Annotated in this window: 14 protein-coding genes; all 14 read left to right on the forward strand. The window is 33.5% G+C overall.

Annotated elements, in window-relative coordinates:
• Positions 1-66: 66 nt before the first annotated feature.
• The 14 genes from Q4Q39_RS02255 (at position 67) to Q4Q39_RS02320 (ending at position 24717) form a co-directional block, all read left to right on the forward strand.
• Entirely contained in the window at positions 67-1224 is a 1158-nt protein-coding gene (locus Q4Q39_RS02255; protein ID WP_303280737.1) for a glycoside hydrolase family 88/105 protein, read from the forward strand.
• 16 nt (positions 1225-1240) lie between these two features.
• The gene (locus Q4Q39_RS02260) at positions 1241-2755 is read left to right on the forward strand and encodes an alpha-L-fucosidase (RefSeq protein WP_303280738.1); all 1515 of its coding nucleotides are present in this window, start codon (positions 1241-1243) and stop codon (positions 2753-2755) included.
• Positions 2756-2803: 48 nt separating this feature from the next.
• Positions 2804-5905, forward strand: a complete 3102-nt coding sequence (locus tag Q4Q39_RS02265) for a glycoside hydrolase family 2 TIM barrel-domain containing protein (RefSeq protein ID WP_303280739.1) — start codon at positions 2804-2806, stop codon at positions 5903-5905.
• A gap of 12 nt (positions 5906-5917) precedes the next feature.
• Entirely contained in the window at positions 5918-6688 is a 771-nt protein-coding gene (locus Q4Q39_RS02270; protein ID WP_303280740.1) for a carbohydrate-binding family 9-like protein, read from the forward strand.
• Between the two features lie 201 nt (positions 6689-6889).
• Complete coding sequence (locus Q4Q39_RS02275) at positions 6890-7708, forward strand: hypothetical protein (RefSeq protein ID WP_303280741.1); 819 nt, start codon at positions 6890-6892, stop codon at positions 7706-7708.
• A gap of 190 nt (positions 7709-7898) precedes the next feature.
• Entirely contained in the window at positions 7899-8240 is a 342-nt protein-coding gene (locus tag Q4Q39_RS02280; protein WP_303280742.1) for a hypothetical protein, read from the forward strand.
• Between the two features lie 48 nt (positions 8241-8288).
• Entirely contained in the window at positions 8289-9650 is a 1362-nt protein-coding gene (locus Q4Q39_RS02285) for a sulfatase (protein ID WP_303280743.1), read from the forward strand.
• Positions 9651-10055: 405 nt separating this feature from the next.
• Positions 10056-10862: a T9SS type A sorting domain-containing protein gene (locus Q4Q39_RS02290; RefSeq protein ID WP_303280744.1), complete on the forward strand. Its 807-nt coding sequence runs from the start codon at positions 10056-10058 to the stop codon at positions 10860-10862.
• A gap of 211 nt (positions 10863-11073) precedes the next feature.
• Positions 11074-12579 carry a T9SS type A sorting domain-containing protein gene (locus tag Q4Q39_RS02295; RefSeq protein WP_303280745.1) on the forward strand — a complete coding sequence of 502 codons (1506 nt, stop codon included), beginning with the start codon at positions 11074-11076 and terminating at the stop codon, positions 12577-12579.
• Positions 12580-12594: 15 nt separating this feature from the next.
• Positions 12595-14070: a sulfatase family protein gene (locus tag Q4Q39_RS02300; RefSeq protein WP_303280746.1), complete on the forward strand. Its 1476-nt coding sequence runs from the start codon at positions 12595-12597 to the stop codon at positions 14068-14070.
• Positions 14071-14877: 807 nt separating this feature from the next.
• Positions 14878-17865 carry a T9SS type A sorting domain-containing protein gene (locus Q4Q39_RS02305; protein ID WP_303280747.1) on the forward strand — a complete coding sequence of 996 codons (2988 nt, stop codon included), beginning with the start codon at positions 14878-14880 and terminating at the stop codon, positions 17863-17865.
• Positions 17865-18581: a hypothetical protein gene (locus Q4Q39_RS02310; protein WP_303280748.1), complete on the forward strand. Its 717-nt coding sequence runs from the start codon at positions 17865-17867 to the stop codon at positions 18579-18581. The genes Q4Q39_RS02305 and Q4Q39_RS02310 overlap by 1 nt, the downstream gene beginning before the upstream one ends.
• 512 nt (positions 18582-19093) lie before the next feature.
• Positions 19094-22096 (forward strand): T9SS type A sorting domain-containing protein, encoded by a 3003-nt coding sequence (locus tag Q4Q39_RS02315; RefSeq protein WP_303280749.1) that lies wholly within the window; start codon positions 19094-19096, stop codon positions 22094-22096.
• 704 nt (positions 22097-22800) lie between these two features.
• Entirely contained in the window at positions 22801-24717 is a 1917-nt protein-coding gene (locus Q4Q39_RS02320; protein ID WP_303280750.1) for a fibrobacter succinogenes major paralogous domain-containing protein, read from the forward strand.

Genomic DNA, 24717 nt, shown 5'->3' on the forward strand with positions numbered 1-24717 from the left:
CTTCTATTAAATCCTTAGAGACCAAAATATACACTTACTTAAATATTTTTATGGAAATTTAAAATAATGAATAAATTACCTAAACATAAGGGTGTAATAGCACTTATAATTAGCATATTTTTTATTAGTTGTGGAGCTCAAGATGTGCATTACGTTACCGATGAAGCTTTAACAATCACAAAAAAAGTAGCTGATTGGCAAATTAAAACATTTGCCGATATGGGTAAATATAGGGCGTTGCCTACTGCAAATCGAAAACGGTGGCATCATAGAAAACGTTATAAAGATGTTGTGTGGAACTGTGGTGCATTGTATTCGGGGCTTATAGAGTTCAACCGCATTTCAAAAGATAGTACATACACAAATTGGCTATTAGATATTGGTTACAGAAATGGTTGGCGTTTAGATGACCATAAAACAGTTTTTAATGCAGACAACCATACAGTTGGATTAGCTTATATTGAGTTGTACAAAGAACGAAAAGATGATAAGATACTTGAGCCTTTATTAAAAGCTTTCGACACAATAATAGCAACTTCAGAAGAGAATAGGTTATATTGGACTTGGGCAGACGCACTGTTTATGTCACCACCAGTTTGGGCTAGTTTATATAATTTAACAGGTGAAATAAAGTACTTGGAGTACATGGACAAGCAGTACAAAATGGCTTATGAGCGTTTGTGGAATCCTAAAGACCAATTATTTTATAGGGATAATGGTAAAAAGAAGTTAAGAGAAAAAAATGGCGCCAATGAATACTGGGCGAGAGGTAATGGTTGGGTGTATGGCGGATTAACTTATATGCTGCCAAATTTACCAAAAGATTGGGAGGGCACACCCTTTTACATACAGTTATTCAAGGAAATGTCTGAAGCATTAAAACGCACACAACGAACTGATGGTACATGGTCTATGGGCATTATGGGTTTAGAAAGTGATTATCCAACAAAAGAAATTAGTGGTGCTAATTTTTTTGTTTTTGGATTGGCTCGAGGGGTAAATATGGGGATTCTGGATAAAGCTACATACGATCCTGTGATTAGAAAAGGCTGGAAAGCATTAACAGCATGTGTGCGAGATGATGGCTTGGTAGGTTATGTGCAAGGTGTAGGTGCTGCGCCAGGAGAAGCGTTTCCTAATTATACAGAAGTTTATGGTACAGGTGGGTTTCTGGCAGCAGGTTCAGAAATGTATAAATATTTAAAAAATTCAACTAAAAACTAATTATAAACAAATCAAAATGAAATATCTTTTAGCACTCTTAATTGTTTTTTCAATAGTATTTACATCATGTGAATCTAAAAAAAAGCAAGACGATTCCAAAAAGGTGCCACAGACACCAAAATACCAAGCAAACTGGGAATCCATTAGAAAAAATTATAAAGATGCAGCTTGGTTTCAAGATGCTAAATTTGGGATTTTTTTACACTGGGGGCCTTACGCTGTACCAGCTCATAGTAGTGAAAAATATCCTAAGGGTATTTATCAAGAAAGTTGGCGAAAAAACAGAGATTCAATTACAGTATGGAATTATCATAGAAAGCATTATGGTGAACCTTCGGAATTTGGATATAAGGATTTATTTCCGTTATTCAAAGCAGAAAAGTTCAATGCGCAAGAATGGATAAATTTATTTAAAAAAGCAGGTGCTAAATATGTGGTTCCAGTAGCAGAACACCACGATGGATTTGCGATGTACAATTCAAAGGTTACTAGATGGAATGTCGTAAACATGGGGCCTAAAAAGGACATCATGCGTGCATTGAAGGACGAGGCCGAAAAACAAGGTTTAAAGTTTGGAATGTCATCGCACTTTGCTTTAAACAGACAGTACTACAGTCATAAAGATCCAAACTGGGATACTAATGATCCTGAATTTCAAGATTTATACTGGAAAAAAGTCGATAAAGGGGCTTTGCCAACACAAGAATTTTTAGATGTTTGGTGGAATCGTACTACAGATATTATAGATCAATATGAACCAGACCTATTATGGTTTGATTTTGGTTTAGACAAACCTGGTTTTACGCCAGTACACAAAAAAATCCTAGCCTATTATTATAATAAAGGAGAAGAACTAGGTAAAGAAGTAGTATTTCAAGATAAAAACATGAAAGGCAATTCCTTTCCAGAAGATTTGATTGTGTTGGATTTAGAAAGAGGGAGAATGGATAAGATTAATAAAATGCCATGGCAAACAGATACCTCTATTGGTAAAAAGTCTTGGGGATATATTAGAAATGAAGACTATAAAGAATCGGGATATTTAATTGATGAATTAATAGATATAGTAAGTAAAAATGGATGTTTGTTGCTAAATATTGGCCCTAAGGCAGATGGTACTATTCCAACTGAAGCAATCTCAATTTTAGAGGACATTGGGGCTTGGTTACATAAAAATGGAGAAGCCATTTATGGAACAAGACCATGGAAAATATTTGGTGAAGGGCCAACAGAAGTAAGTGCAGGGAATCATTCAGAGCATAACAACAAAGCTTTTGGATCTAAAGATATTCGTTTTACCACAAAAGGAGATAATTTATATGCTATAGCTATGGATTGGTCTAAAGATGGTAGTTATTTAATCAGATCTTTAGCAAATGAAAACCCATACGAATCAAAAGCTATCACTTCTGTTGATTTTTTAAGTGGGGAAAACCCCATTCAATGGGAGCAAACAAAAGAAGGATTAAAAATCAATATAGAAGGTGAGCAGCCTGGAGATGTTGCGTTTGCCTTCAAAATAAATTTTTAGAGTTAATCAAAGCATATTGGAATAATTAGAACGTACAAATTCAAACCAATGAAAATTAATATTTACCAATTATCAATGTTTCAAAAAATTATAGCCATCACACTTATATTAGTGTGCACTTCATGTCAACCTCAAAAAGAAACAGCAACAGTATCAAATAAGTCAGGAAGACAGAGTTTTGATACAGATTGGAAATTCATTCAAGAGGATGTTCCAGGAGCAGAACAAGTGAGTTTTGATGATAATTCATGGCGTACATTAGATGTGCCTCACGATTGGAGTATAGAAGGCGAATATGATGAAAACAACCCAATGGGAGACCGATGTGGGTATTTGCCAGCTGGTTTTGGTTGGTATAGAAAAACAATAACTGTTCCCAATGAGTGGAAAGGTAAATATGTAGAAATAGCTTTCGATGGTGTATACATGAACAGTACCGTTTGGGCCAATGGTAAAAAGTTGGGAGATAGACCTTATGGTTGGGTGTCTTTTGCGTATGATATTAGTGATGAGGTTGAAAAATCTAATGAAATAACCTTTGCCGTTAGGGTAGATAATGATAAGCAACCATCGGCAAGATGGTATAGTGGTAGTGGTATATATGCCCATACTTGGATAGACGTAAAAGATAAAATTCATATTGCAAGAGATGGTGTGTTTGTAAGAACAAAAGGAGAGGAAGTTACTGTAGATACAGAACTTGCAAATACTACTAGTGCTTCAGGTGAATTTACACTAAAAACATCAATTATTGATGCTAACGGAAAAGCAGTGGCGTCAAAAGAAAGTCCAGTTAAGGGAGGCGCTAATGCAGTTTCAAAAGCAACAGCAACCTTACGTATTGAAACCCCAAACTTATGGTCTGTAGAAAGTCCTTATTTATATACTCTAGTAAGTGAAATACATAAAGGAGACGCTGTTTTAGATAAAAAAGAAACCCGATTTGGTGTTCGTGATATTGAGTGGATTCCAGAAACAGGTATGTGGATTAATGGTAAGAATGTAAAACTGCATGGCGTATGTAATCATCAAGATGCAGGAGCTTTGGGTGCTGCCGTACCTGATAAAGTTTTACGTTTTCGTATTCAGCAATTAAAGGATATGGGTGTGAATGCAATTCGTACGGCTCATAATCCGCAAACACCTATTTTTTATGATTTATGTGATGAAATGGGCATGATGGTTATGGATGAGATTTTTGATGGATGGATGAAAAAAGCCGATGAGGATTATGGCGCACATTCTTTTGAAGAATGGTGGGAAAGAGACCTTACCGATTGGATGAAAAGAGATAGAAACCATCCATCGGTTGTTGTATACAGTCTTGGTAACGAAACACATGGTGAAGTGGCAAAAGATTTGGTAAAACGCTCTCATGAATTGGACCCAACAAGACCAGTTACTTCTGGGCACTCCGGTTCAGAGCATATGGATATTTATGGTGTTAATGGGGCTAGTGAAAGTGTTGGATTTTTTGATACACTCGAAAAAGACAGGGTATTTATAGGTACGGAAAATACACATTCTTTTCAGGTAAGAGGGTATTACAGAACAAAATCTTGGTTTAGAAATGGCTACCCTAGTAAGAAGAAAAAGCCGCATGCTTTACCAGATATCACAGAAGAAGAAGTGTTTGCTCACGATTGGATTGTTCACAAAGATAGAGGAAACAACAAGCAAGTTTTTAATTCTAGTTACGATAATGCTATGATACGTCTGTGTGCAAGACGAAACATTCAGCAAATTAGGGATATCCCAAATCACGCGGGATCCTTTAGATGGACAGGTTACGATTATATTGGTGAAGCTGGTTTTGTACATGGTGCGTGGCCGTTTAAAGCCTTTATGGGTGGTGCTATAGATTTGGCAAATTTTGAAAAGGATGTCTATTATTTATATCAAAGTCAATGGACAACCAAACCAATGGTACACATATTGCCACATTGGACGCACCCTAAACTTTCTCTTGATACTGAAATTCCAGTTTGGGTTTATTCTAATTGTGATACTGTAGAATTATTTCTTAATGGTAAATCCTTGGGTAAAGTAGAGCCAGGTGTAGCGTGGGATAAGATGCAGTGCCAATGGATGGTAAAATGGCAACCAGGTGAATTAAAAGCTATAGGTTACAAAAACGGAAAGCAAGTAGCAGAGGAGCTGATTAAAACAGCTAATGCACCATCTAAAATAGAATTGTCTGTAGATGGAGAACCATTAAAATCATCAGGAAAAGATATTGTTCAAGTACGCGTTACAACAACAGATGCTCAAGGAGAAATGTATCCATATGGAGAAAATAGAACTTATTTCCATGTATTCGGCCCAGCGAAGATTCGTGCCTTAGGTAATGGTAGTCCCATTGATGTTGAAAAACATTTTGAAGCCAAAGACCGTATAGCATTTTATGGATTAACAAGAGCTTATATAGAGTCGTACAGGGATAATGAGGCTCCTATTACCTTGTTAGCGTCTTCAATTTTAGGAGAGAAAAAACAAATTACTTCAAATAAAGTGAGTATTGATGCGAAATTGCTTGCTTTGCGAGGAGCATTACAACCTAAAGACATCAAAATATATTATACTACAGATGGTACGGCACCAACTCAGCAATCTGAAGTATACACGCAGGCATTTGAAGTGCCATTGGAAACTACAGTAAAAACTTTGGTTGTTGTTGATGGTAAGCCTTTACAACATTTAGAAGAACGTTTTGGAGCAAACGAAGGCTTTGTTTGGAATGATACGAGTAAAAACTTTGAACTTGTTGGAGAACAAGCTGAAACTGCAAAATTTAAAAATGCTACAGTTTTAAGTGAAGGTAATGGTTTTAACGGTAAGGGTTATGTTAAATTAAATGATAAACCAGGAGCCTTTATAGAATGGTATCAAGAAAATGATGGGGAAGAAGGAGAGGCAGATTTGTACATTCGTTATTCAGGTAAGTGTTCTAAGAAAAAAGGTATGCTTTTAAAAGTTACTGTGAATAATAAAGTAGTAGAAGAGAAGCTGTTTTTAAAGAGTATACAAAGTCCTGGAGTAGACTGGAAAAAGACAAGTGTAAAAATAAAGATAGATAGGGGTGCAAATTACATTAAACTAGAAACTGTAGATGATTGCGGACCTATTATCGATGAAATTTTAGTAGATTAAAACATTGAAAATATGAATACATGGTATTTGATTATTGTAGGCTTGTTATTGGTTAATTGTGCTGGAGCTCAAAAGGCGGATAAAAAAATGGTTTTAGGAGAACAACCTGTTTTTAAAGTATCCAGAGCTAATGAAGCTATAGTTGTAGATGGTAAAATGGATGAATCTATTTGGGATAAAACAGAAGCCAGAACTTTTGATTATACTTACAACAACACAAAACCTACGGACAAGCAGAAGTCAACCTTTAGAATGCTTTGGGATGAAAAGAACTTGTATCTATTTTATGAGTTTGAAGATAAGTTTTTAAATGCTAGGGAAACCAAGCGAGATGGGAAACCATTTTTTGATGACTGTGCCGAAATATTCATAATCCCCGTTCCCGATAGTTTAGATACGCATTTTGGTTTTGAAGTTAATATGTACCAAGCTTCAAACGATATTATATTCTTTAACAACTATTATAAAGGGAAAGACTATGGGCTCAAAACCTTTAATCCAGAGTTTAAAACAGCAGTAACCTATAACGGTACTATCAATGATGATTCCGATATAGATAAGGGTTGGACTATGGAGATGGAAATACCAATAGCCGTATTTGGATTTTTAGGCGGTATAGTTCCTGTTGAAAAAGGTAATACATGGGCGTTTTTAGCCATTAGACAAGATAGAAATGAGAAAAAAGGAGACCGTAGAATTACATCTACGCTGTTCCCCATTTATGATATTGAAAAGGATGTACATCAGCCTAATAGATTTGGTTTGATGGAATTTGTAGATTAGCTCATTTTATCAAGCTTTTTTAAGATATTGAAGCTTTCAGGTGGCTTTTTACTTTAATTGAAACTGAGATGGGAACGATTAGCCTCAAGTTTACTATGGGATATTTTGTTCTTACTTAGAAATACTAAAAACTTATAATATTTCAGTTTATTTACATAAATTCTCTTTTCTTGTGTTATTAACTTTAAATGAATAATAAAGATGAACCTACTCAAAACACTATTATTTATAGGAACTACCACTTTAGGTTGTTTGAATTTTTATGCTCAGAAAATTACGTATGAGTTTGAATCTGATAACGAAGGGTGGAAAGTCTCAAGGACCAAAGCCATAATTACTGCATCAAAAGGTAATTTGAATATTATTCCAGATGGAGTTAAGCCAATTGTAGAAATTGAAGGACCTACTGCCATTGACGCAACGATTTTTAAGTTTGTAATGATTTATCTGTCTAGCAATAATTCTGGTGTAACTACGGCAAGAATTAGAATAGAAGATACAAATGCTTCCAATTTTGTTAGTATAGCTGATAATAACACTTTTACTATAGTGGGTAATGATAATTGGACTGGAAGGTTAAAACCGAAATTTCTTTTTAAGAAGGAAGGGGCAAATTATTTAGATCCCAAAGGGTTTAAGATTGATAGAATTATCTTTTCTGCAACGCCTCTGGTTTCAGACAGCAATTGGAGAGCTAATATTGTAAAAAACAAAAACAAAGTAAAACCAAACGCAGAAAAATTAAAATTAGCCGAGAAAAACAAGATTAAGTCACAAAAGAAAAAGACTACCAAAAAGTCAACAAAAAAAGAACGTACCATTTTCGATAAATATGATACACAAATTATTGGTGGTGATGGAAAAATATTTTTAAACAATGTTCCTATGAAAACAGAAGTTGAAGTGTTTAGTAGTAATGGAATGCAAATGGAAGGAGTGTCAAATTTAATTCCAGGAAATTATAAAGTTGTGCTAAGAAATAAAGGTGCAGAATTAACTAAGGAAGTTACTGTTAAATAGCTGTGAAAATTGGTAATTCGATAAAATAGCTTATGAATAGATAAGGTCGTCAATTACTTAAATTTTCAAAACGTCTTAATCTCAATATGAATTCAACTATAATGAGAAAGAACGTTTCGCATGGCTGTATATTGATTGTTATTACTTGTATTGAAATCATTTAGACTTTTTGGATTAGAAGTTTTCAGCTATGTTGAAGACTTTTTTGAGTTTCATAGCAGAACTACGGAAGGAAAAAAAGACAAAAACAGAGTTTAAAACAGCAGTAACCTATAACGGTACTATCAATGATGATTCCGATATAGATAAGGGTTGGACTATGGAGATGGAAATACCAATAGCCGTATTTGGATTTTTAGGCGGTATAGTTCCTATAGAAAAAGTTAATACATGGGCGTTTTTAGCCATCCGTCAAGACAGAAACGAGACAGAAGGTGAACGAAGAATTACATCTACACTATTTCCCATTTATGATATAGAAAAAGATGTACATCAACCCAACAGATTTGGACTCATGGAATTTGTGGATTGATATTAATAAAATAATCAAGAATTAATTATTTGAAAAATACGCTTTATAATGAAACTCTTTTTAAAAATTAACTTCCTATTGGTTTTAGTATGTTTTTTATGCGTTACCTCCTGTAAGAAGAAAGCTGAATCACTTGCTGAAAGTGAATTAAAACACAAGAAAAAAGCTACCAAACCAAACATCGTAATCTTCTTTGTGGACGATTTAGGTTGGGCAGATATAGGATATCGTAATAAAATGTATCATACGCCGAATGTAGATGCCTTATGTAAAGAAGGTTTGGAATTTACGAAGGCATATATCCCAACACCTACATGTAGCCCTAGTAGAAGCTCGCTTTTAACGGGAAAAGAATCTGTGCGTATGGGGTTTGTAAGGCATATACCAAACAACGATCACAAGGGCGAGTTCCATTATTGGCCAAAAGACCCTGCACAAATGCCATCACGCAACTATTTGCCTTTAAGTGAAATTACTTATGCAGAGCGATTACATGATTATGGCTATTATAATTTCTTTTTAGGTAAATGGCATTTAGGACACGAGGAAAAGTATTATCCTGAAAATCAAGGTTTTGATGAGGTGTTTGGCTCAACGGAAGCATTTAAGCACAGTTTTAAACCCTATTATCACGATAAAAAAATTAAAGAGGGAGCGTACAAAACCGATGTTTTGACTAATGAAGCCGTAAGGCAAATTATAGCATACGATAAAGACAAACCATTTTCAATGTCCTTATGGTATTACAATGTTCATGCGCCTTTACAGGGCAGGAAAGATTGGGTAGAGTTCTATAATAATAAAGGGATTACCGGAGATTTGGCGGAATATGGTGCCATGGTTAGTACTATGGATGAATCTATTGGTAAAGTAAGAAAAGCAATTAAAGACAAAGGTATTGCCAATAATACTATAATTGTATTCTTATCAGATCAAGGAGGAAGGTTTAAAAATGCACATTTAAGAGGTGGTAAAATGGGAGGAGATGCTTTGGCAGAAGGTGGAGCAAGAGTTCCTTTTATTATTCATTATCCTGGTGTAACAAAACCTGGCAGTAAATGTGAAACAAGAGTACAGTCTATAGATTTATATCCAACAATAATGGAAATTGCATCAGGTGAAGCTTGTAATGAGCCTCAAATACAAGGGAAAACATTGTTGCCTGCATTAAATGGTGAAATTCTACCATCACGAAAACTATATTCCTATAGAAGTTATGAAGATCAAAATTCTGCAATTATTGATGGTGATTGGAAATTGATTAAATATCGTAGTGGTAAATGTCAGTTATACAATTTGAAAGACAATGAAGAAGAACAAAATGATTTGTTTTCAATAGAACCTGAAAAAGCTGAAAAACTTAAAGCTTCACTTTTAAAATGGGAAAAAGAGGCTGTGCCAACTTTTTAAAATTTGTTATTACTTGTATTGAACTCATTTAGACTTTTTGGATTTAAGCGAAAATTAGAAGTTTTCAGCTCTATTGAAGGCTTTTTTGAGTTGCATAGAATTAATCGATCAACTTACGACATATTACAGATTCTTGTAATATCTCTACTGGACAAAACTCCTCTAGATGAGCTGTTTAAAAATACAGATTAATGCCAATGAACCAGAATATAAACAACTGGCTATCAATTTGTTTTCTGTATTTAATTAATGACGTCTAGAAATAAATAAAAGATTAGTTTACTTTGTTGGTAATTAATTTAGTGTCTTTAAATTCAGGAATACTTGTTATTTATTCTCAAATACTATTAATTTAATTTAATTTGACATCTTTGAGTAACTATAAATTCATTTAAAACGACTATTATGAAAAAACTATTACTTAAATTTTCTATCTTAACTATTATTGCTGCAGGCTTAATTTCTAGTGCCAATGCGCAGCAAGTAACTTTTGACTTTAACAACAGTCTTGACGATTTTGTAAGTGTAACTACTAGCCCAGATCCTTCACCTGCTGATTGTGATTTAACTGTAGGGCCAGCAGCAGTTACTATGTCATGGGATAATGGTGTGGCTACTACACAGCCAAGAATGAATTACACAGGTACTGTAGGATCAGGATCAGGACAAACTGTTGATCCAACAACAATGAAATTTATGAGAATTGTACTTAACAATACCTCAACTTTGACTAGAGTTAGGTTAAAAGTAACAGATGCAGGAGCAAATAATAATAACATTAATGCACATACCATTAGTGTTAATGATACTCCTGGAGTATTTACTGCGTACGACTTTGACTTAACTTCTGAAGCTGCTTGGACAAGCGCTACTTCTTTTGGTATTCAGTTTAGAGTTATTGATCCGGCTCCGCTTAGTCAAACTTCAAACATAGCTATTGATCAAATCATATTTTCAAGTTCTCTTTTGAGTGCTGAGGATAATAGATTGCAAGGTGTTAATATTTTTGCTACGGGTGATCGACTTACTGTAATTAGCCCAGTTGAACAAACTGAAGTAAACTTATATAATTTATTGGGTTCTAGAGTGAAATCTATATCTAAAACAAATAAAAGATTAGAAATTCCCGTGAGTGATTTGGCAGCAGGTGTTTATGTTGTGAAACTTAAATCAAAAGAAAAAACCTTTACACAAAAAGTTGTAATTCAATAATTATCTAACACTTTTTTGTTTAAAAAGCCTTTTAAAGAAACAATTTATCTTTAAAAGGCTTTTTAATAATTTAATTATCGTTTTCAATCATCATAAAAGAGATTTTATATTTTATTTTGAAGTTTTACAATATAAAAAAGGCAAAAAACTAAATAATGCTTAATTACACCTGTAAGAAAAGATGAAAAGTATTTTGAAAAAAAAAGTAGTAATGAGTACAGTGTTTATATTTATGACCATAAATACTTTTGCTCAAATAGATAATGAGGCAAATTTTTATACGCCAATAGCTAATGCAAATTATAACAGAGACTTAGTTGCAGACTATGGTGCAGATAACAATTTTGCAACAGACGATAGTACTGTTCTGCAATCTGCAATAGATGATATTAATGCCAATGGAGGTGGTATATTGACTATTCCAGCAGGGAACTATTCTATTTCCGAAATAAATTTAAAATCCAATGTGCATTTAGATATGGATGATGATGCGGTTATTCGTCCTTCATTAAGATCTAATCAAAGTAATTACGCAATCTTTAATTTGGGTGATATTACAGCTCCAATACAAAATATATCTATTACAAGTTCTAGCGGTAATAGATTTCGAGTAGACTTAACACAAAACAACAATCCTAATGTCATCGTGGTTAAGTGCAGAAAAGTAACTAATTTTTTGATATCAAGTTTTAATGTAGATGATAGTCTTACTAAATTTTCGGCTGTAACGTTCGGTGGGGATTTTTTCAGTAGCGTTTACACATATCCAGAAAATGGTATTGTAAAAGATATAGATATTCAAAATGCACAATATGGCTATGGAGTTGTACAGACACAATCAGCAGAAAACGTACTTTTTAAAAATTTATCTGCTACAGGTGGAGCAACATTGCGTTTTGAGACTGGAGCCACAGGTTTAAATGATTTACAGGGAGATAATTTGCCTCCTGGAGAAACAAAAGTTGGTGGATTGGATAATATGGTAGGACGAAATATTTCCTGTACTAATGGAAATTCTGCTGTTATGCTTTCACCCCATGCAGTACATAATGGTAGCGTAGATGTAGAGGGGGTTACTTCTGTAAGTTCTGGTTTTGCTGTTAGAGTAGAAGGTGGGTTTATTGCTAGCAAATATGACCAAACGATTAATTTAACCGATGGTACTTTTGATTATGTTCGTATAAAGGATGTTACTGCAACTTATGGTAATACAGCAGAGTTAAAATCTAAGCACTTTAAATTTTATCCGCCAGAAATTTCAAATCCAACAACTATAAGTAGCTATGATCCTAAAGTTTATATTGGGCCATCTATAGCAGGTCTTGTTGTAGAAGGAAATTATCTTTGTAACGGAAATACACAAACTGTTTTTATAGAAGCACCTATTGTAGCGAATGGTTTTATTTACCAACCTACAGCTATTGTTCCATCAGAAAACGAAACAATTAGTTGTGGATCATTAACTATTGGTGAAAACGAATTGAAAACCGCTTTTGAACTTTTTCCTAATCCAACTTCAACTTATGTAAATATGCGTTCATCTGTTAATGGACATGTATCCATTCTTGATGCTAGAGGTGCGCTTTTGAAAACGGTATCAGCTATTAAAAAATCAAAAGCCGAAAAATTAGATTTATCGGGATTAAGTTCAGGACTTTATTTTCTTCAATTAAAGTCTGAAAACGAGATTCATGTAAAGAAATTTATTATCAAATAATATCAAATACTAAGTATGAAACTTATCAAGACTTTCTCATTAATACTTGTTCTAATGTTATGTGTAGGATGTAATAATTTAACAGATAACCAAGATAAAGGACATGCTGAAAATGTGATTTCCAATTCTCCAAACATCATTTTATTTGTTTCAGATGATCATGGTACAGATGCATTAGGTAGTTATGGTAACCCGATTATAAAAACGCCCAATCTTGATAAGTTAGCATCAGAAGGCGTACGATTTACTAATGCCTATTGTACTAGTGCAAGTTGTGCGGCCAGTAGATCAGTTATTTTATCAGGTCAGTTTGGGCATGCTACAGGGTCTTACGGACACGTGCATGACTACCATCATTTTAGTACGTTTGATGGTGTTCAATCGCTTTCTAACAGATTATCAGATGCAGGATATTTAACCGCAAGAATAGGAAAATATCACGTCGCACCAGAGGCGGTGTATTTATTTGATGAAGTTTTAGAGGCTGATCCAAGAAATACGGTGGAAATGGCAAATGCTAGTAAAAACGTAATAAACGCTAATAAACCATTTTTCTTATATTTTTGTACCGATGATCCACATAGAGGGCATCCTTTTAATCCAGATCCATGGGATGCACCTAACACATTTGGTAACAAAGAAGGAGGATATGCTGGTGTAGAGCAGATTGTTTACGACCCGAAAGACGTTTTAGTTCCAGATTTTTTACCTGATACTAAAGAAAGTAGAGAAGAAATTGCGCAATATTACCAAAGTGTTTCTAGAATAGACCAAGGATTTGGTAAGTTGATGGAGCATTTAAAAGATGCCGGAAAATTAGATACTACCATTGTATTCTATATTTCTGATAATGGTATGGCATTCCCTGGCGCAAAAACTACGGTCTACGAGCCTGGAATTAAGTTACCATGTATCATAAAAGATCCTACTAAGCCCAAAGGAGGCATAGTTAATGATGCCAGAATTTCATGGGTAGACTTAACACCAACAATTTTAGATATGGCCAATGTTAGCTTTAATGCCGATGAGTTTCATGGCAAATCTTTTAAGGATATCATTTACGAAGAAAAGGTAGAAGGTTGGGATAAAATTTATGCATCACATACGTTTCATGAAATCACCATGTATTATCCTATGCGTGTTGTTATTGACGGTGATTATAAGTTGATTTGGAATATCGCCTATCGTTTGGATTATCCGTTTGCATCAGATTTATGGGCAGCTTCAACATGGCAAGCCATATATAGAAATGACGAAGAGTATTTTGGAAAGCGTACTGTTAAGGATTATATGTTCAGACCAGAGTTTGAACTTTTTAATCTAACAAAAGACCCGAGCGAATCCATCAATTTAGCTGAGAATGATACTTACAGAGAAACTTTGGAATCTATGAAAGCTAAAATGAAAGACTTTCAACTTAAAACGAAAGATCCTTGGTTAATTATGTGGGATCATGACAGTTCGTTGCAAGGTACTGGTGTTAATCTGTAGACAATTTAGATTTAATGGATGTCACAAAAAGTAAAATATTATGGTTTTACAGTTTTAACCATTCTTATTTTTTGCTTGTATTAATCTAAGTTTATTTGCCTAAAACCTTATGGTAAGCAGGTCAATCTAATATGGTTGGAGCAGGGAATTATGATGAGTTGGATGTTGAAATAAAACAACGTATTTAAAAAATATCTAAAAAAGTATCTTTAAGCTATAATGGCGAAATTTCAAAACCACTTGTCTTATTACAACAATACGCTTGGTAAGACATACAATTTTAAAAACGATTTGGTTTAGAACTCTTGTTGGGGATTACACTTTCTAAAGCCTATCCTCATCAAGAGTTTTTGTTTATAAAAAGGGCACATGGAGCACACCCTTATTCGGTGCATGGAATCCAAAATGGTATAAAAGCAAAGCACTACTTGCTGAAAAACCGAGTATAAACAACAACTAAAATTATACGATTTACATATTTCAGATATTAATCAAAATTTAGAGTATCTAAAAAAGCATCTCATTATAGTAATAGCCCTCTTTTTAACTTTGAAAGGTATTAAAATAGGAGGCATAACAGACTTAAATTTCTAATTCACAACAAGTATCTTTAGTACGAGTTAAATAAAGGTTTTGTTAAAAAAATGTCATCTTAACAATAAGATGAACAATTTATACCCATAATATGAATTTTATATCTATACAAAGTATGAATGAATTAAAGTAGTTTTGTTTGAAAAGTATTGATATGAAAGGAAAATTTAACAACGAAAACTATTATTTAAAATAAGTTTTAAATTAATTATTATGATAAAGAAGAAAAAAACAAGACAATTATTAGTTCTTTTTGGGCTTTTATTTTGTCTGGCCTCGAATGCTCAATCAGAACTCTATATTGCTACCAATGGTAATGATAGCAATGATGGATCTATTGATAACCCATTAGCTACTTTAATAGGAGCTAGGGATAAAGCGCGAACTACTGGAGCAAAAACTATATTTATTAGAGAGGGACATTATAATTTTGATACAACTTGTGAGTTGGGTTCCGAAGATTCTGGAGTTACATTTAGTGGTTATCAAGATGAAAAAGTAATTCTTGATGGTAGTGGGTTTATAGATTCTGAGCAATTTGAGATTGTGTCACAGAGTAATTTAGTAGCTAAATTACACAGTAATGCTGTGGGTAAAGTCTATTCTCAAATTATAACAAACTCTGCATTGAAAACATTTTTAGAGAAACCTACAGCCCAAATCTCTATGAATGATAAAATGATGACTGTAGCAAGATTTCCCAATAATGGCTATGGTCATATAGTAAATAGTACAGTGACTGGAGCAGATAATCTTAGAGAAACAGGTACAGATACAGACCCTAAAGGAGCCACATTTGAAATAAGAGAACCTATTGATGCTTCAAAATGGAATGCAGAACTATCCAGATTAAAAAAAGCATGGGTTAAAGGGTATTTTTCTGCTGAGTTTTTTAAAGAAGATATTCCCGTTAATTCAGTGAGTTCTAGTGGGCAAATAACACTTACTAATGGAACGTGGTATGATATAAAATTGGGAAGTCATCCAAATCGATTATTCGCATACCATTTGTTATGTGAATTAGATGAGCCAGGAGAGTGGTACTATGATAATTCAGATTCTCGTTTATACATTTGGCCAACTATACCTATAACAGATAATACATCTATTGGTACTTGGGCAGGACCACAATGTTTTGAAATAAATGATGGACAAGACATTCAAATCAAAAAAATGACGATTCAAAATGTTGGATCTGGTAGTAATGGACAAGGCGCTATAAATGTTATAGGGGCGAGTAGAAATATTTTGATAGCAGGAATAACATTTAGGTTTATAGCATCACCACTTACCTCTGTAAATCTATGGGATGATGTTAAAAATAGTAAGGTGTTAAGTTGCGATTTTTATGATGTATCAAACAATAGTAGATTATATGGAGGAGGAATAACATCTACATCTGTTACATACGGAAATAATGTTATGGAAAACTGTCATTTTACTCAAGTATACTCTAAAGATTTTTATGGTAAAGCATGTGGTATAAGGGGCGCAGGTAATATTTTTAGAAATAATTTAATTCATAATATGAATGGTCAGCCTTTAACTTTTAATGGTGTAGACCATGTCATAGAACTTAACGAAGCATTTAATACAAACATTGAAGAAGGTGATGGCGGTATGTTTTATTCAGGAGGAGACTTATCGTCTTTTGGTAATACGCTAAAGCATAACTTTTTTCATCATAATATGACTGTACCTCAATTATTAGGTAAGGGAGCTATTCATTTAGACGATATTGATGCTGGTGATAATGTTTATGAAAACATTTTCTACAAAGCAGGCTGGGCTGGTGTTAAAATGAATAAAGCTGGGGGGCATTCTATTCAAAGAAATGTTTTTATTGAGAATTATAACTCAATAAGAAATAATAATAATAACGTAGTAGCTGAATATGACAGAACCGTAGATCTTTTAGTTAGTGATCCAAATAGTACAACTAAAAACAATTATATAGGGAGAATGCTACAAAGAATTGGTGTGTCTGGTTGGCAAACAGGAATAACAAAAGATAACTGGCCAGAACGTGTCGAACAATTTTGGTATGATAGATATCCTAGAATGCAAACATTATATGAAGGTTTAAATAACAATGATGTTTTGGGAGCACATGGAAACGATTACACTGATAATATGTTTCTCGGATCTATTTTTAGAGATTACCTTCCTAGCAATCCTGATTTTGCAATAATCTCAGGAACACAAGCGGTGACTTTAGATCTTTTTACAAACCCAAGCACATTAAATTTTAAATTTAATGAACCAAGACCTGGATATGCTCCAAATATTCCATTTGAGAATGTAGCACTGTATTTAGATGAATATAGATGTGCTGTACCAGATAAAAATAAATATCGTCAAGAAATTAAGCAGCGTTTTGATGGTCTTGCATGTTTTGATAATAGTGCTGTTTATGACTTTGATACTATTACAGAAAGATTATATTACAACTCGGGCGAAGAGATTTTTAAATCAATTCCTTGTACTAATACTATTGTAGAAACAGGAGATGATAGTTATATAATAAAAGCCACAGGTGAAAGCTGTCCAGATAAGGATAATGGTAAAGTAAAAATTACGGCCAAGAATAATGGGACTTATGTAGCAAATTTAAATGGAGGAGCAGACATTAACTTTGTTAGTGAATGGGTTATAGAAGATTTAATACCAGGTACCTACGATTTATGTATTACAAATACGGCTAATAGCATTACCCAATGTTTTAGTTTTGAAATAGAAGAAGGAACTGGAATAACAGGTAAAACCACTCAAGGTTCAGGTAAAGTTGCTGTAGAAATTACTGAAGGTACTGCGCCTTTTAATGTATTTGTAAATGGAGAGATGGTATTACAAACCTCTTTACAATCATTTTCAGTAAAAGCAAACAATGGTGATGTTGTAGAAGTGAAATCTAGTATAGTCTGTGAAGGAAGCCTAAATAAAACCATGGATGGTATTGCAAAAGTTTCGCCAAATCCAACAGAAGGTGCTTTTGAAATAGAATTGTCTATGGCATTAAATGATGATGTGAAAGTTGAGATCTATAATGTTTATTCGCAATTAGTATCATCTAAATTGTATCCTGTTAGTAATGGAAAAATCCAAATAAATATTAATGAAAAGCCAGCAGGGATTTATTTTTCTGTATTGCATGTAGGGAATAATAATAAACCAAAGGTTTTTAAAATAATAAAGAAATAATGAAAAAATATATAATACTTACGTTATTCGGATTAGTTTTAATGTCATGTAGCAGTGGAGGCGGTGATGAAGTAGGTCCAGACCCAGACCCAGATCCAGGCCCAGTAAACGAAGCACCGTCTGTTCCAGGTTTAACAGAACCAACAGATAACCAAATATGTATAGATAACAATCTTACATTCACTTGGGGAACCTCTACAGATCCAGAAAGTGATGCTGTAAAGTATACTATGGAGATATCAAAGAATATGGAGTTTACTCAGATTACACATAGCTTTCCTAATCTTACAAGTAATACAAAAACGGTTTTGTTAGAAAAAGATTTGGTATACTATTGGAGGGTTAAAGCAGTAGACAGTAAGAATGCTTCCAGCAATTTTTCATCTATATTTCAATTCTATACAGAAGGATTTGGAGAAGACAATCATATACCATTTGCACCATCATTATTAACCCCAGATTTAAATGAGACCATTTCTGTAACGTCAGTATTTCTATCATGGGGAGCAACAGATGTGGATGGTGATGCATTAACATTCGATATTTATTTAGATACCAATAACCCACCAACGACTATTGTAGAGAATGACCATACAGATAAAGAATATACAGCATCGTCTTTAATGGCATCTACTACATATTATTGGAAAATTGTAGCTAAAGATGGTAATGGTGCGTCTTCAGTAGGGCAAGTGTGGAGCTTTTCAACACAGTAAAATAGATAGTATTATCTCATAAAAAGGATATAATGTCATAAACGCATAATTGTAAATCGATTATGCGTTTTTTATTTAATATTTAAACCTTCGTTTTTGTTTTATATCATTTCTGCATTTAAATTACTGTAAAAGAAAATGAGGATTTTTTTCTTTATACAAAATAGAAAGATAAATCATGGCCTTAGTTACGGTTGTTGAAGTAGAAAGGAAAAAAGAGCGTTTTATTACGGTCATTTGGATGTAGAAATGGTATTAGAACAATTTATAGTAATAATAAGAACTTTATATGCTATATAGCATGTATGTGAAATATGTAATTTAGAAAAATATAATTATGTAAGTGGCACTAATAAAATTAGTTATAGTTTTTATAATAGCTAGGTGTTTATTAGAGATGCATTAGAAAGGCTTTCGTTTACTAGATACCACTTATTGAATTTTTCATATAAAGAAAGCTTTTTCATGCTGATTTTATAGATGAATAAATTGAATTCTAAAAATTGAATACTATGAAGAAAAAATACTTTTGTTTAATATGTTTTGTGCTTTCTTTATTGTTGACAATACAAGTTACAGCCCAAAACGAATTATTTATTGCTGAAAATGGTAGTGATACAAATACAGGTACTATAAATGATCCATTAGCAACATTAATAGGTGCTAGGGATAAAGCAAGAGCAACTGGAGCACAACAAATTTGGATTAGAGGAGGGCGTTACTCTTATGATACAACATGTTCTTTAGATTCTCAAGATGATGGCCTTGTGATTAGTGGATATCAAAATGAAACAGTAATTTTTGATGGGAGTAGATTTATTAATGCACAAAACTTTACAGTTGTAACTGAGCAAACACAACTAGATAAGTTAAATCCAATTGCTAAGGGTAAAGTACAATCGGTTCAAATTACAGATCCAAATATAATAGCATTATTAACTGAATCTACTGCACAAATATCTATTAATGATGAAATGAAAACATTAGCACGTTTTCCTAATGTGGGCTTTTCACACGTCAATAATAGTACAATCAATACTAGTGGAGAAGTAAATAATACTATGGGAACATATAATGCCCCAGTAGGACCTTCATTTAGAATGGTTGAAAGTATAGACGCTGATAAATGGAATACAGAAATTACAAGAACTAAGCGTGTTGGTACCAGAGGTTATGTGTCCGCAGTATGGCTAAAGGAAGATAACAGGATACATTCAGTTAGTGGATCTGGAGATGTGCGTTTGGTTGATGGTACTAGGTACGGTTTAGGAAATGGTGGAAGCAGTAGGCCTAGACGATTTTTAGTTTATAATATCTTATACGAACTAGATCAACCAGGTGAATGGTATTTTGATGTCCAAACCTCTAGCCTTTATGTTTGGTTTGATAACCCCGTCGATCAAGATAAGACTATAGGGGTTTGGGCAGGGCCACAATTATTTGAAATTAATAATGCCGATGGGATAACCATACAAAAAATGACCATTCAAAATGTCGGTAAAGGAAATAACGGTAAAGGCGCTATTAATGTTATTGGAGTAAGTAATAATATTTTAGTAGCAGGTGTGCGTTTTAGATTTATTGCTGCACCATTAACAGCATTAAATTTTTGGCATGATGTAACAAATAGTTCAGCTGTAAGCTGTGATTTTTATGATATCCCGAATTGTACGAGACTTTATGGAGGGGAAATGACTTCAACCTCAATAAGTTATGGGAACAACAAAATTGAAAATTGTCATTTTACTCAAGTGTTTTCAAAAGATTTTTATGGTAAAGCCTGTGGAATCAATGGTGCAGGTAACATCTTTAGAAATAATTTAATTCATAATATGAATGGTCAACCTTTAACACATAAAGGAGTAGATCATCTTTTAGAAAGAAACGAAGTCTTTAATGTAGGTATAGAGGAAGGCGATGGAGGTGCATTCTATACAGGAAATGCTATATGGTCTCACGGAAATACAATTAAACACAATTTTGTACACCATATTATGAGCGTGCCAGCACTAATTGGGCGTGCTGCATTTTTTTCGGATGATATAGACGGAGGAGAGTTTGTTACTGAGAACGTACTGTATAAAGGAGGTTGGGAGTCTATTAAAATGAATAAAGGAGCTGGACACAACATAACAAAAAACGTCTTGTTAGATTGTCATACAGCAATACGAAACGGTGATGATAGTGGTAATAATTACCAAACAGCTATGAATTACATTACAAATAATAATACCAATTCAAATGATAAAAATAATTATGTAGGACGCATGTTAAAAGCCATCGGGATTCCAAATTGGCAATCTGGATTAACAACGGCTAATTGGAGCGATAGGATAGAACCTTTTTGGACGAACAGATACTCATTACTACAGCCTGTTGTAGATCAGTATAATGCTAATAATAAATTTGGCGCTTATGAGTGTAGTTTTGATAGTAATTTGTTCTGGAGTAACAATACAAATACACGAGGCGGAAGTGCTGTAGTTACAAATAGTAGGGATATAGATTTAAGTTTGTTTGAACAACCGGACAATCTTAACTTCAAGTTTAAAGAACCCAGGCCAACTTATGCGCCAAATATTCCTTTTAATAACATTGGACTTTATCAAGATACCTACCGCTGTGCAATACCAGATAAAAATGTTTACAGGCGAAATATGAAACTTCGTTTTGAAGGTCAAGCGAGTCATACAAATGATAGTTACAGCTATGCAAACATTAATACCAGGCTCTATTATAATTCGGGAGAAATGGTTTACGAAACCATACCTTGTGCAGATGTTTTACCTGAAATAGCAGAAGCAAATGAGTATAAGTTTGATCTAGGTACAGGAAATTCAAAAGTTTTTAATGATTATATAAGAGTTTCTAATACAACAAAGGGTATTAATTTTGGTTGGACAGATACATCAAATTTAGAATCTAGAGATAGAGGTGTTACTAGTGGAGTAAACGATTTGAACAGGGATTTTGTAATGTCAGATCAAACTAGAGTATTTGAAGCTCGTGTACTTAATGGTAATTGGAAAGTTTTAATCACTTTTGGAGATAGAGACGAAGCGCATGACAATATGCAAGTAAAAGCAGAAGGGCAAATTATCTTTAATGATGTAGATTCTCAACCAGCAGCTTTTTTCAATCAGATAGCAGATTTAGATGTTTTAGACGGAAAACTTACTTTAGAGTTTTCAGACCAAGGCGGAAGTGACCCCAACTGGCAAGCTACAAGAATATGGTTGCGACGTAACGGACCAGCATTATCGGTTGATAATGTGGTGTTAGATAATCAAGTTCAAATATATCCAAACCCAACAAGAGGCATTTTAAATATTAGTTACCATAAATCTATAGAAAAAGCTTCAGTGGAAATTTTTGATAATCTAGGAAGAAGTATCTCTAAAAGTAGTATTCACAATGGTAGTACAATTAATGTAAATTCATTCTCAACAGGATTATACCATCTAAAAATTAAAATAGGTGATCGTATTTTTAATAAGCGATTTGTAAAGGAATAGATATAATATTTTTGCCTGTTTGAGATTGACTAAATATTAATGTTTATGGAAGGTTATTATGAAATTAAAATATTTGAAAATAAAACATTTAGAATATGGATTTCTAATTGTATTAAGCCCAAAGTAATAAAATAAAAGAAAAATATTTTTCTAAAAAACACTATAAGTTGTTTTTAGGAGAACTTAAAAGAGAAGTCTAAAGTCGTTTGAAGGTGATTTATTACATAAGTGTCAATTTATTTCAAAATGAACATTTTATAGCTCTATTATGAACACTTTGAATGCTAGGGAATAGAATCGATTTTAAGAACTTTACTGTATGTAAATATGATTTTTATAAACAAAGCTTAATAAGTACAACATTTAAAACCAATAAAACTAAAACCAATAAAACTAAAACTAAAATAAATGAAACAAACTAACTAAACAACTCAACTTTTTAAAATAAGATTATAAACTAACTAAACTATCTCTTTTACAGAAAATTCTCAAATATAACATTTTATAGATACTACTTTATATTTTTTTGTTGAGGGGCTTTTTAATCACATAATCTTTTTAGGAATCAAGCAAAAATTGCTTTTCTATATTAATAATTCAACAGGTAAATTATATCATAAATAAGATTAACAAATTTAAGTTTTTCTTAGACCTGTAATTGACTAATACACACATATTAATTTAATAACTAAACGAAAATAACTATGAAATGCGTAAAAAATCTTTTTCTCACAAGTGTGTTGGCATTGTGTTTTTTTGTGACATCTTGCGGAGATGATGATGAACAAAATGGTATTGTTATTCCAGATATCCAAGTGTCTATAGCATCACCGTCGGATGCGTCAGAATCTATAGGTTTTAATCCTACCTTTACTTGGACAGCATCAGGTGATAATCCAGAAACTTTTAAATACGATTTTTATATTGGAACAGATAAAGATAAACTAGGGTTAAGAGCAGAAAACATTAATAAGTTAGAGTATAAGATAACTAATAATACGGTTATGAAAGGTGGTATTACGTATTATTGGAAAGTTGTAGCTAAAGATGGGATATATGATAACGAGAGTGACATTTGGAGTTTCACTACAGCTCCATCATTGTCTGAGCCTGTTTTAATTGGTCCACAAGGTTTTGGTAGAGATGCTCTTAATTTCCAGTGGGAACCTTTAGATGCAGCATTAGGAGAAACGTTAACTTACAATGTGTACCTCGGTAGTGAAAACCCGCCAACTGAATTAATTGGAACGGTGGAAGATACAGGCACTTTTGCTTATGATGGTTCAGCGTTAACAGAGTTTGATACTTATTATTGGAGCGTAGAAGTTTCTGATTCAGAAAGTATGTCTACAAGTGAGGTTGGAACCTTTCAAAAATTACTTGAAGGATATCCGGATTTGCCTTCAATTGTTGCACCTCTTGATAGACAACTTGTTTTTGCTAGAGATGGCGATGTATTACTAGATTGGACAGACTCTACAGACCCAGAAGGTGATACCGTAATATATGATTTATATCTTGATACGGTAAACCCACCAATTTCTATAGCGTCTAGTTTTTCTGGAGATTCTCAATTTAATCCAACATCAACATTAGTAGAAAACACAAAATATTTTTGGTATGTCAAAGCTAAAGATGCATCAGGTAACTCTTATGATACAGAAATATACAGTTTTGATTATTTAGGATCTACAGGGCCAGCAGCACCTACGCTTGAAGAAGCAGTAGTCGATGGTACATTATCTTTAGATGAAGCCATTGTTTGGGGAGCTACATTAGGAGCAAATTCTCATGATGTATATATAGGTACGTCAAATCCACCTACTACTTTAGTTGCTAGTGATGTTGCTGGAGATGAATATATTGTTAAAAACAAGGATATTCCTGGTAATATAAACGATGTTAGAACATACTATGCTAGAGTTGTTGCTAAAAATGTGGATGGACAAACAGAATCTCCAATTATATCTTTTACGCCTCAAATGACAGGTGTTTACACAGATGTAAGAGGAGCAGAATCACTTGACTATCCATGGGTGCGTTTAGGTTCTCAGGTAGTGATGACGCATAATTTAAGAACAAAGAAGTTGACCAATGGTGATGACTTAGTAAAGGTTGTACAGCCTACAAGTGGAGATTATCCAATAACAGCTTCTACTACAACACTCTATTATGATGAGCATCCAGTAGATAGCGGTCCTATCTCTGGGTTTCCTACGTTTATGTCTCCATGGAGTGATGGTGCAAACGGTCGTGTTTACTCTAGTTTAGTGCCTCGGGAACCATTAATAGCACCACTAGGTTGGCATGTTATGAATGATGATGATGTCGCATCCTTACAGAGTGATTTCCCTGATGCATCAGATTTGCTGGATGAATGGTATGGAGGTACAGATCCTTATGGTGCTAATTTTGTTATAGCTGGTTACCGCTATAATAATTTTAATGCAGGCAGACCTTTGGGGTTCCGTTATGGTGTTGAAACTGGTAGAACGAGTTTTTGGACTAACGGGGCTGGATCTAATAATGCTTTGGAAATGTATCCGGCAGGTAACTATAGGTACTTTGCACAAGGTAATCCGCATCTAAGAATGTTTGGTATCAGGTTGGTAAAAGATTAA

This window comes from Flavivirga amylovorans, from assembly GCF_030540875.1.
Taxonomy (GTDB): domain Bacteria; phylum Bacteroidota; class Bacteroidia; order Flavobacteriales; family Flavobacteriaceae; genus Flavivirga; species Flavivirga amylovorans.

What these genes read in the sequence shown, in the direction of transcription:
- Q4Q39_RS02310 (WP_303280748.1), top strand. Translation starts at nt 17,865, where the DNA reads ATGAAAAAATATATAATACTTACGTTATTCGGATTAGTTTTAATGTCA.
- Q4Q39_RS02280 (WP_303280742.1), top strand. Translation starts at nt 7,899, where the DNA reads ATGTTGAAGACTTTTTTGAGTTTCATAGCAGAACTACGGAAGGAAAAA.
- Q4Q39_RS02315 (WP_303280749.1), top strand. Translation starts at nt 19,094, where the DNA reads ATGAAGAAAAAATACTTTTGTTTAATATGTTTTGTGCTTTCTTTATTG.
- Q4Q39_RS02265 (WP_303280739.1), top strand. Translation starts at nt 2,804, where the DNA reads ATGAAAATTAATATTTACCAATTATCAATGTTTCAAAAAATTATAGCC.
- Q4Q39_RS02255 (WP_303280737.1), top strand. Translation starts at nt 67, where the DNA reads ATGAATAAATTACCTAAACATAAGGGTGTAATAGCACTTATAATTAGC.
- Q4Q39_RS02270 (WP_303280740.1), top strand. Translation starts at nt 5,918, where the DNA reads ATGAATACATGGTATTTGATTATTGTAGGCTTGTTATTGGTTAATTGT.
- Q4Q39_RS02305 (WP_303280747.1), top strand. Translation starts at nt 14,878, where the DNA reads ATGATAAAGAAGAAAAAAACAAGACAATTATTAGTTCTTTTTGGGCTT.
- Q4Q39_RS02320 (WP_303280750.1), top strand. Translation starts at nt 22,801, where the DNA reads ATGAAATGCGTAAAAAATCTTTTTCTCACAAGTGTGTTGGCATTGTGT.
- Q4Q39_RS02260 (WP_303280738.1), top strand. Translation starts at nt 1,241, where the DNA reads ATGAAATATCTTTTAGCACTCTTAATTGTTTTTTCAATAGTATTTACA.
- Q4Q39_RS02275 (WP_303280741.1), top strand. Translation starts at nt 6,890, where the DNA reads ATGAACCTACTCAAAACACTATTATTTATAGGAACTACCACTTTAGGT.
- Q4Q39_RS02285 (WP_303280743.1), top strand. Translation starts at nt 8,289, where the DNA reads ATGAAACTCTTTTTAAAAATTAACTTCCTATTGGTTTTAGTATGTTTT.
- Q4Q39_RS02290 (WP_303280744.1), top strand. Translation starts at nt 10,056, where the DNA reads ATGAAAAAACTATTACTTAAATTTTCTATCTTAACTATTATTGCTGCA.
- Q4Q39_RS02300 (WP_303280746.1), top strand. Translation starts at nt 12,595, where the DNA reads ATGAAACTTATCAAGACTTTCTCATTAATACTTGTTCTAATGTTATGT.
- Q4Q39_RS02295 (WP_303280745.1), top strand. Translation starts at nt 11,074, where the DNA reads ATGAGTACAGTGTTTATATTTATGACCATAAATACTTTTGCTCAAATA.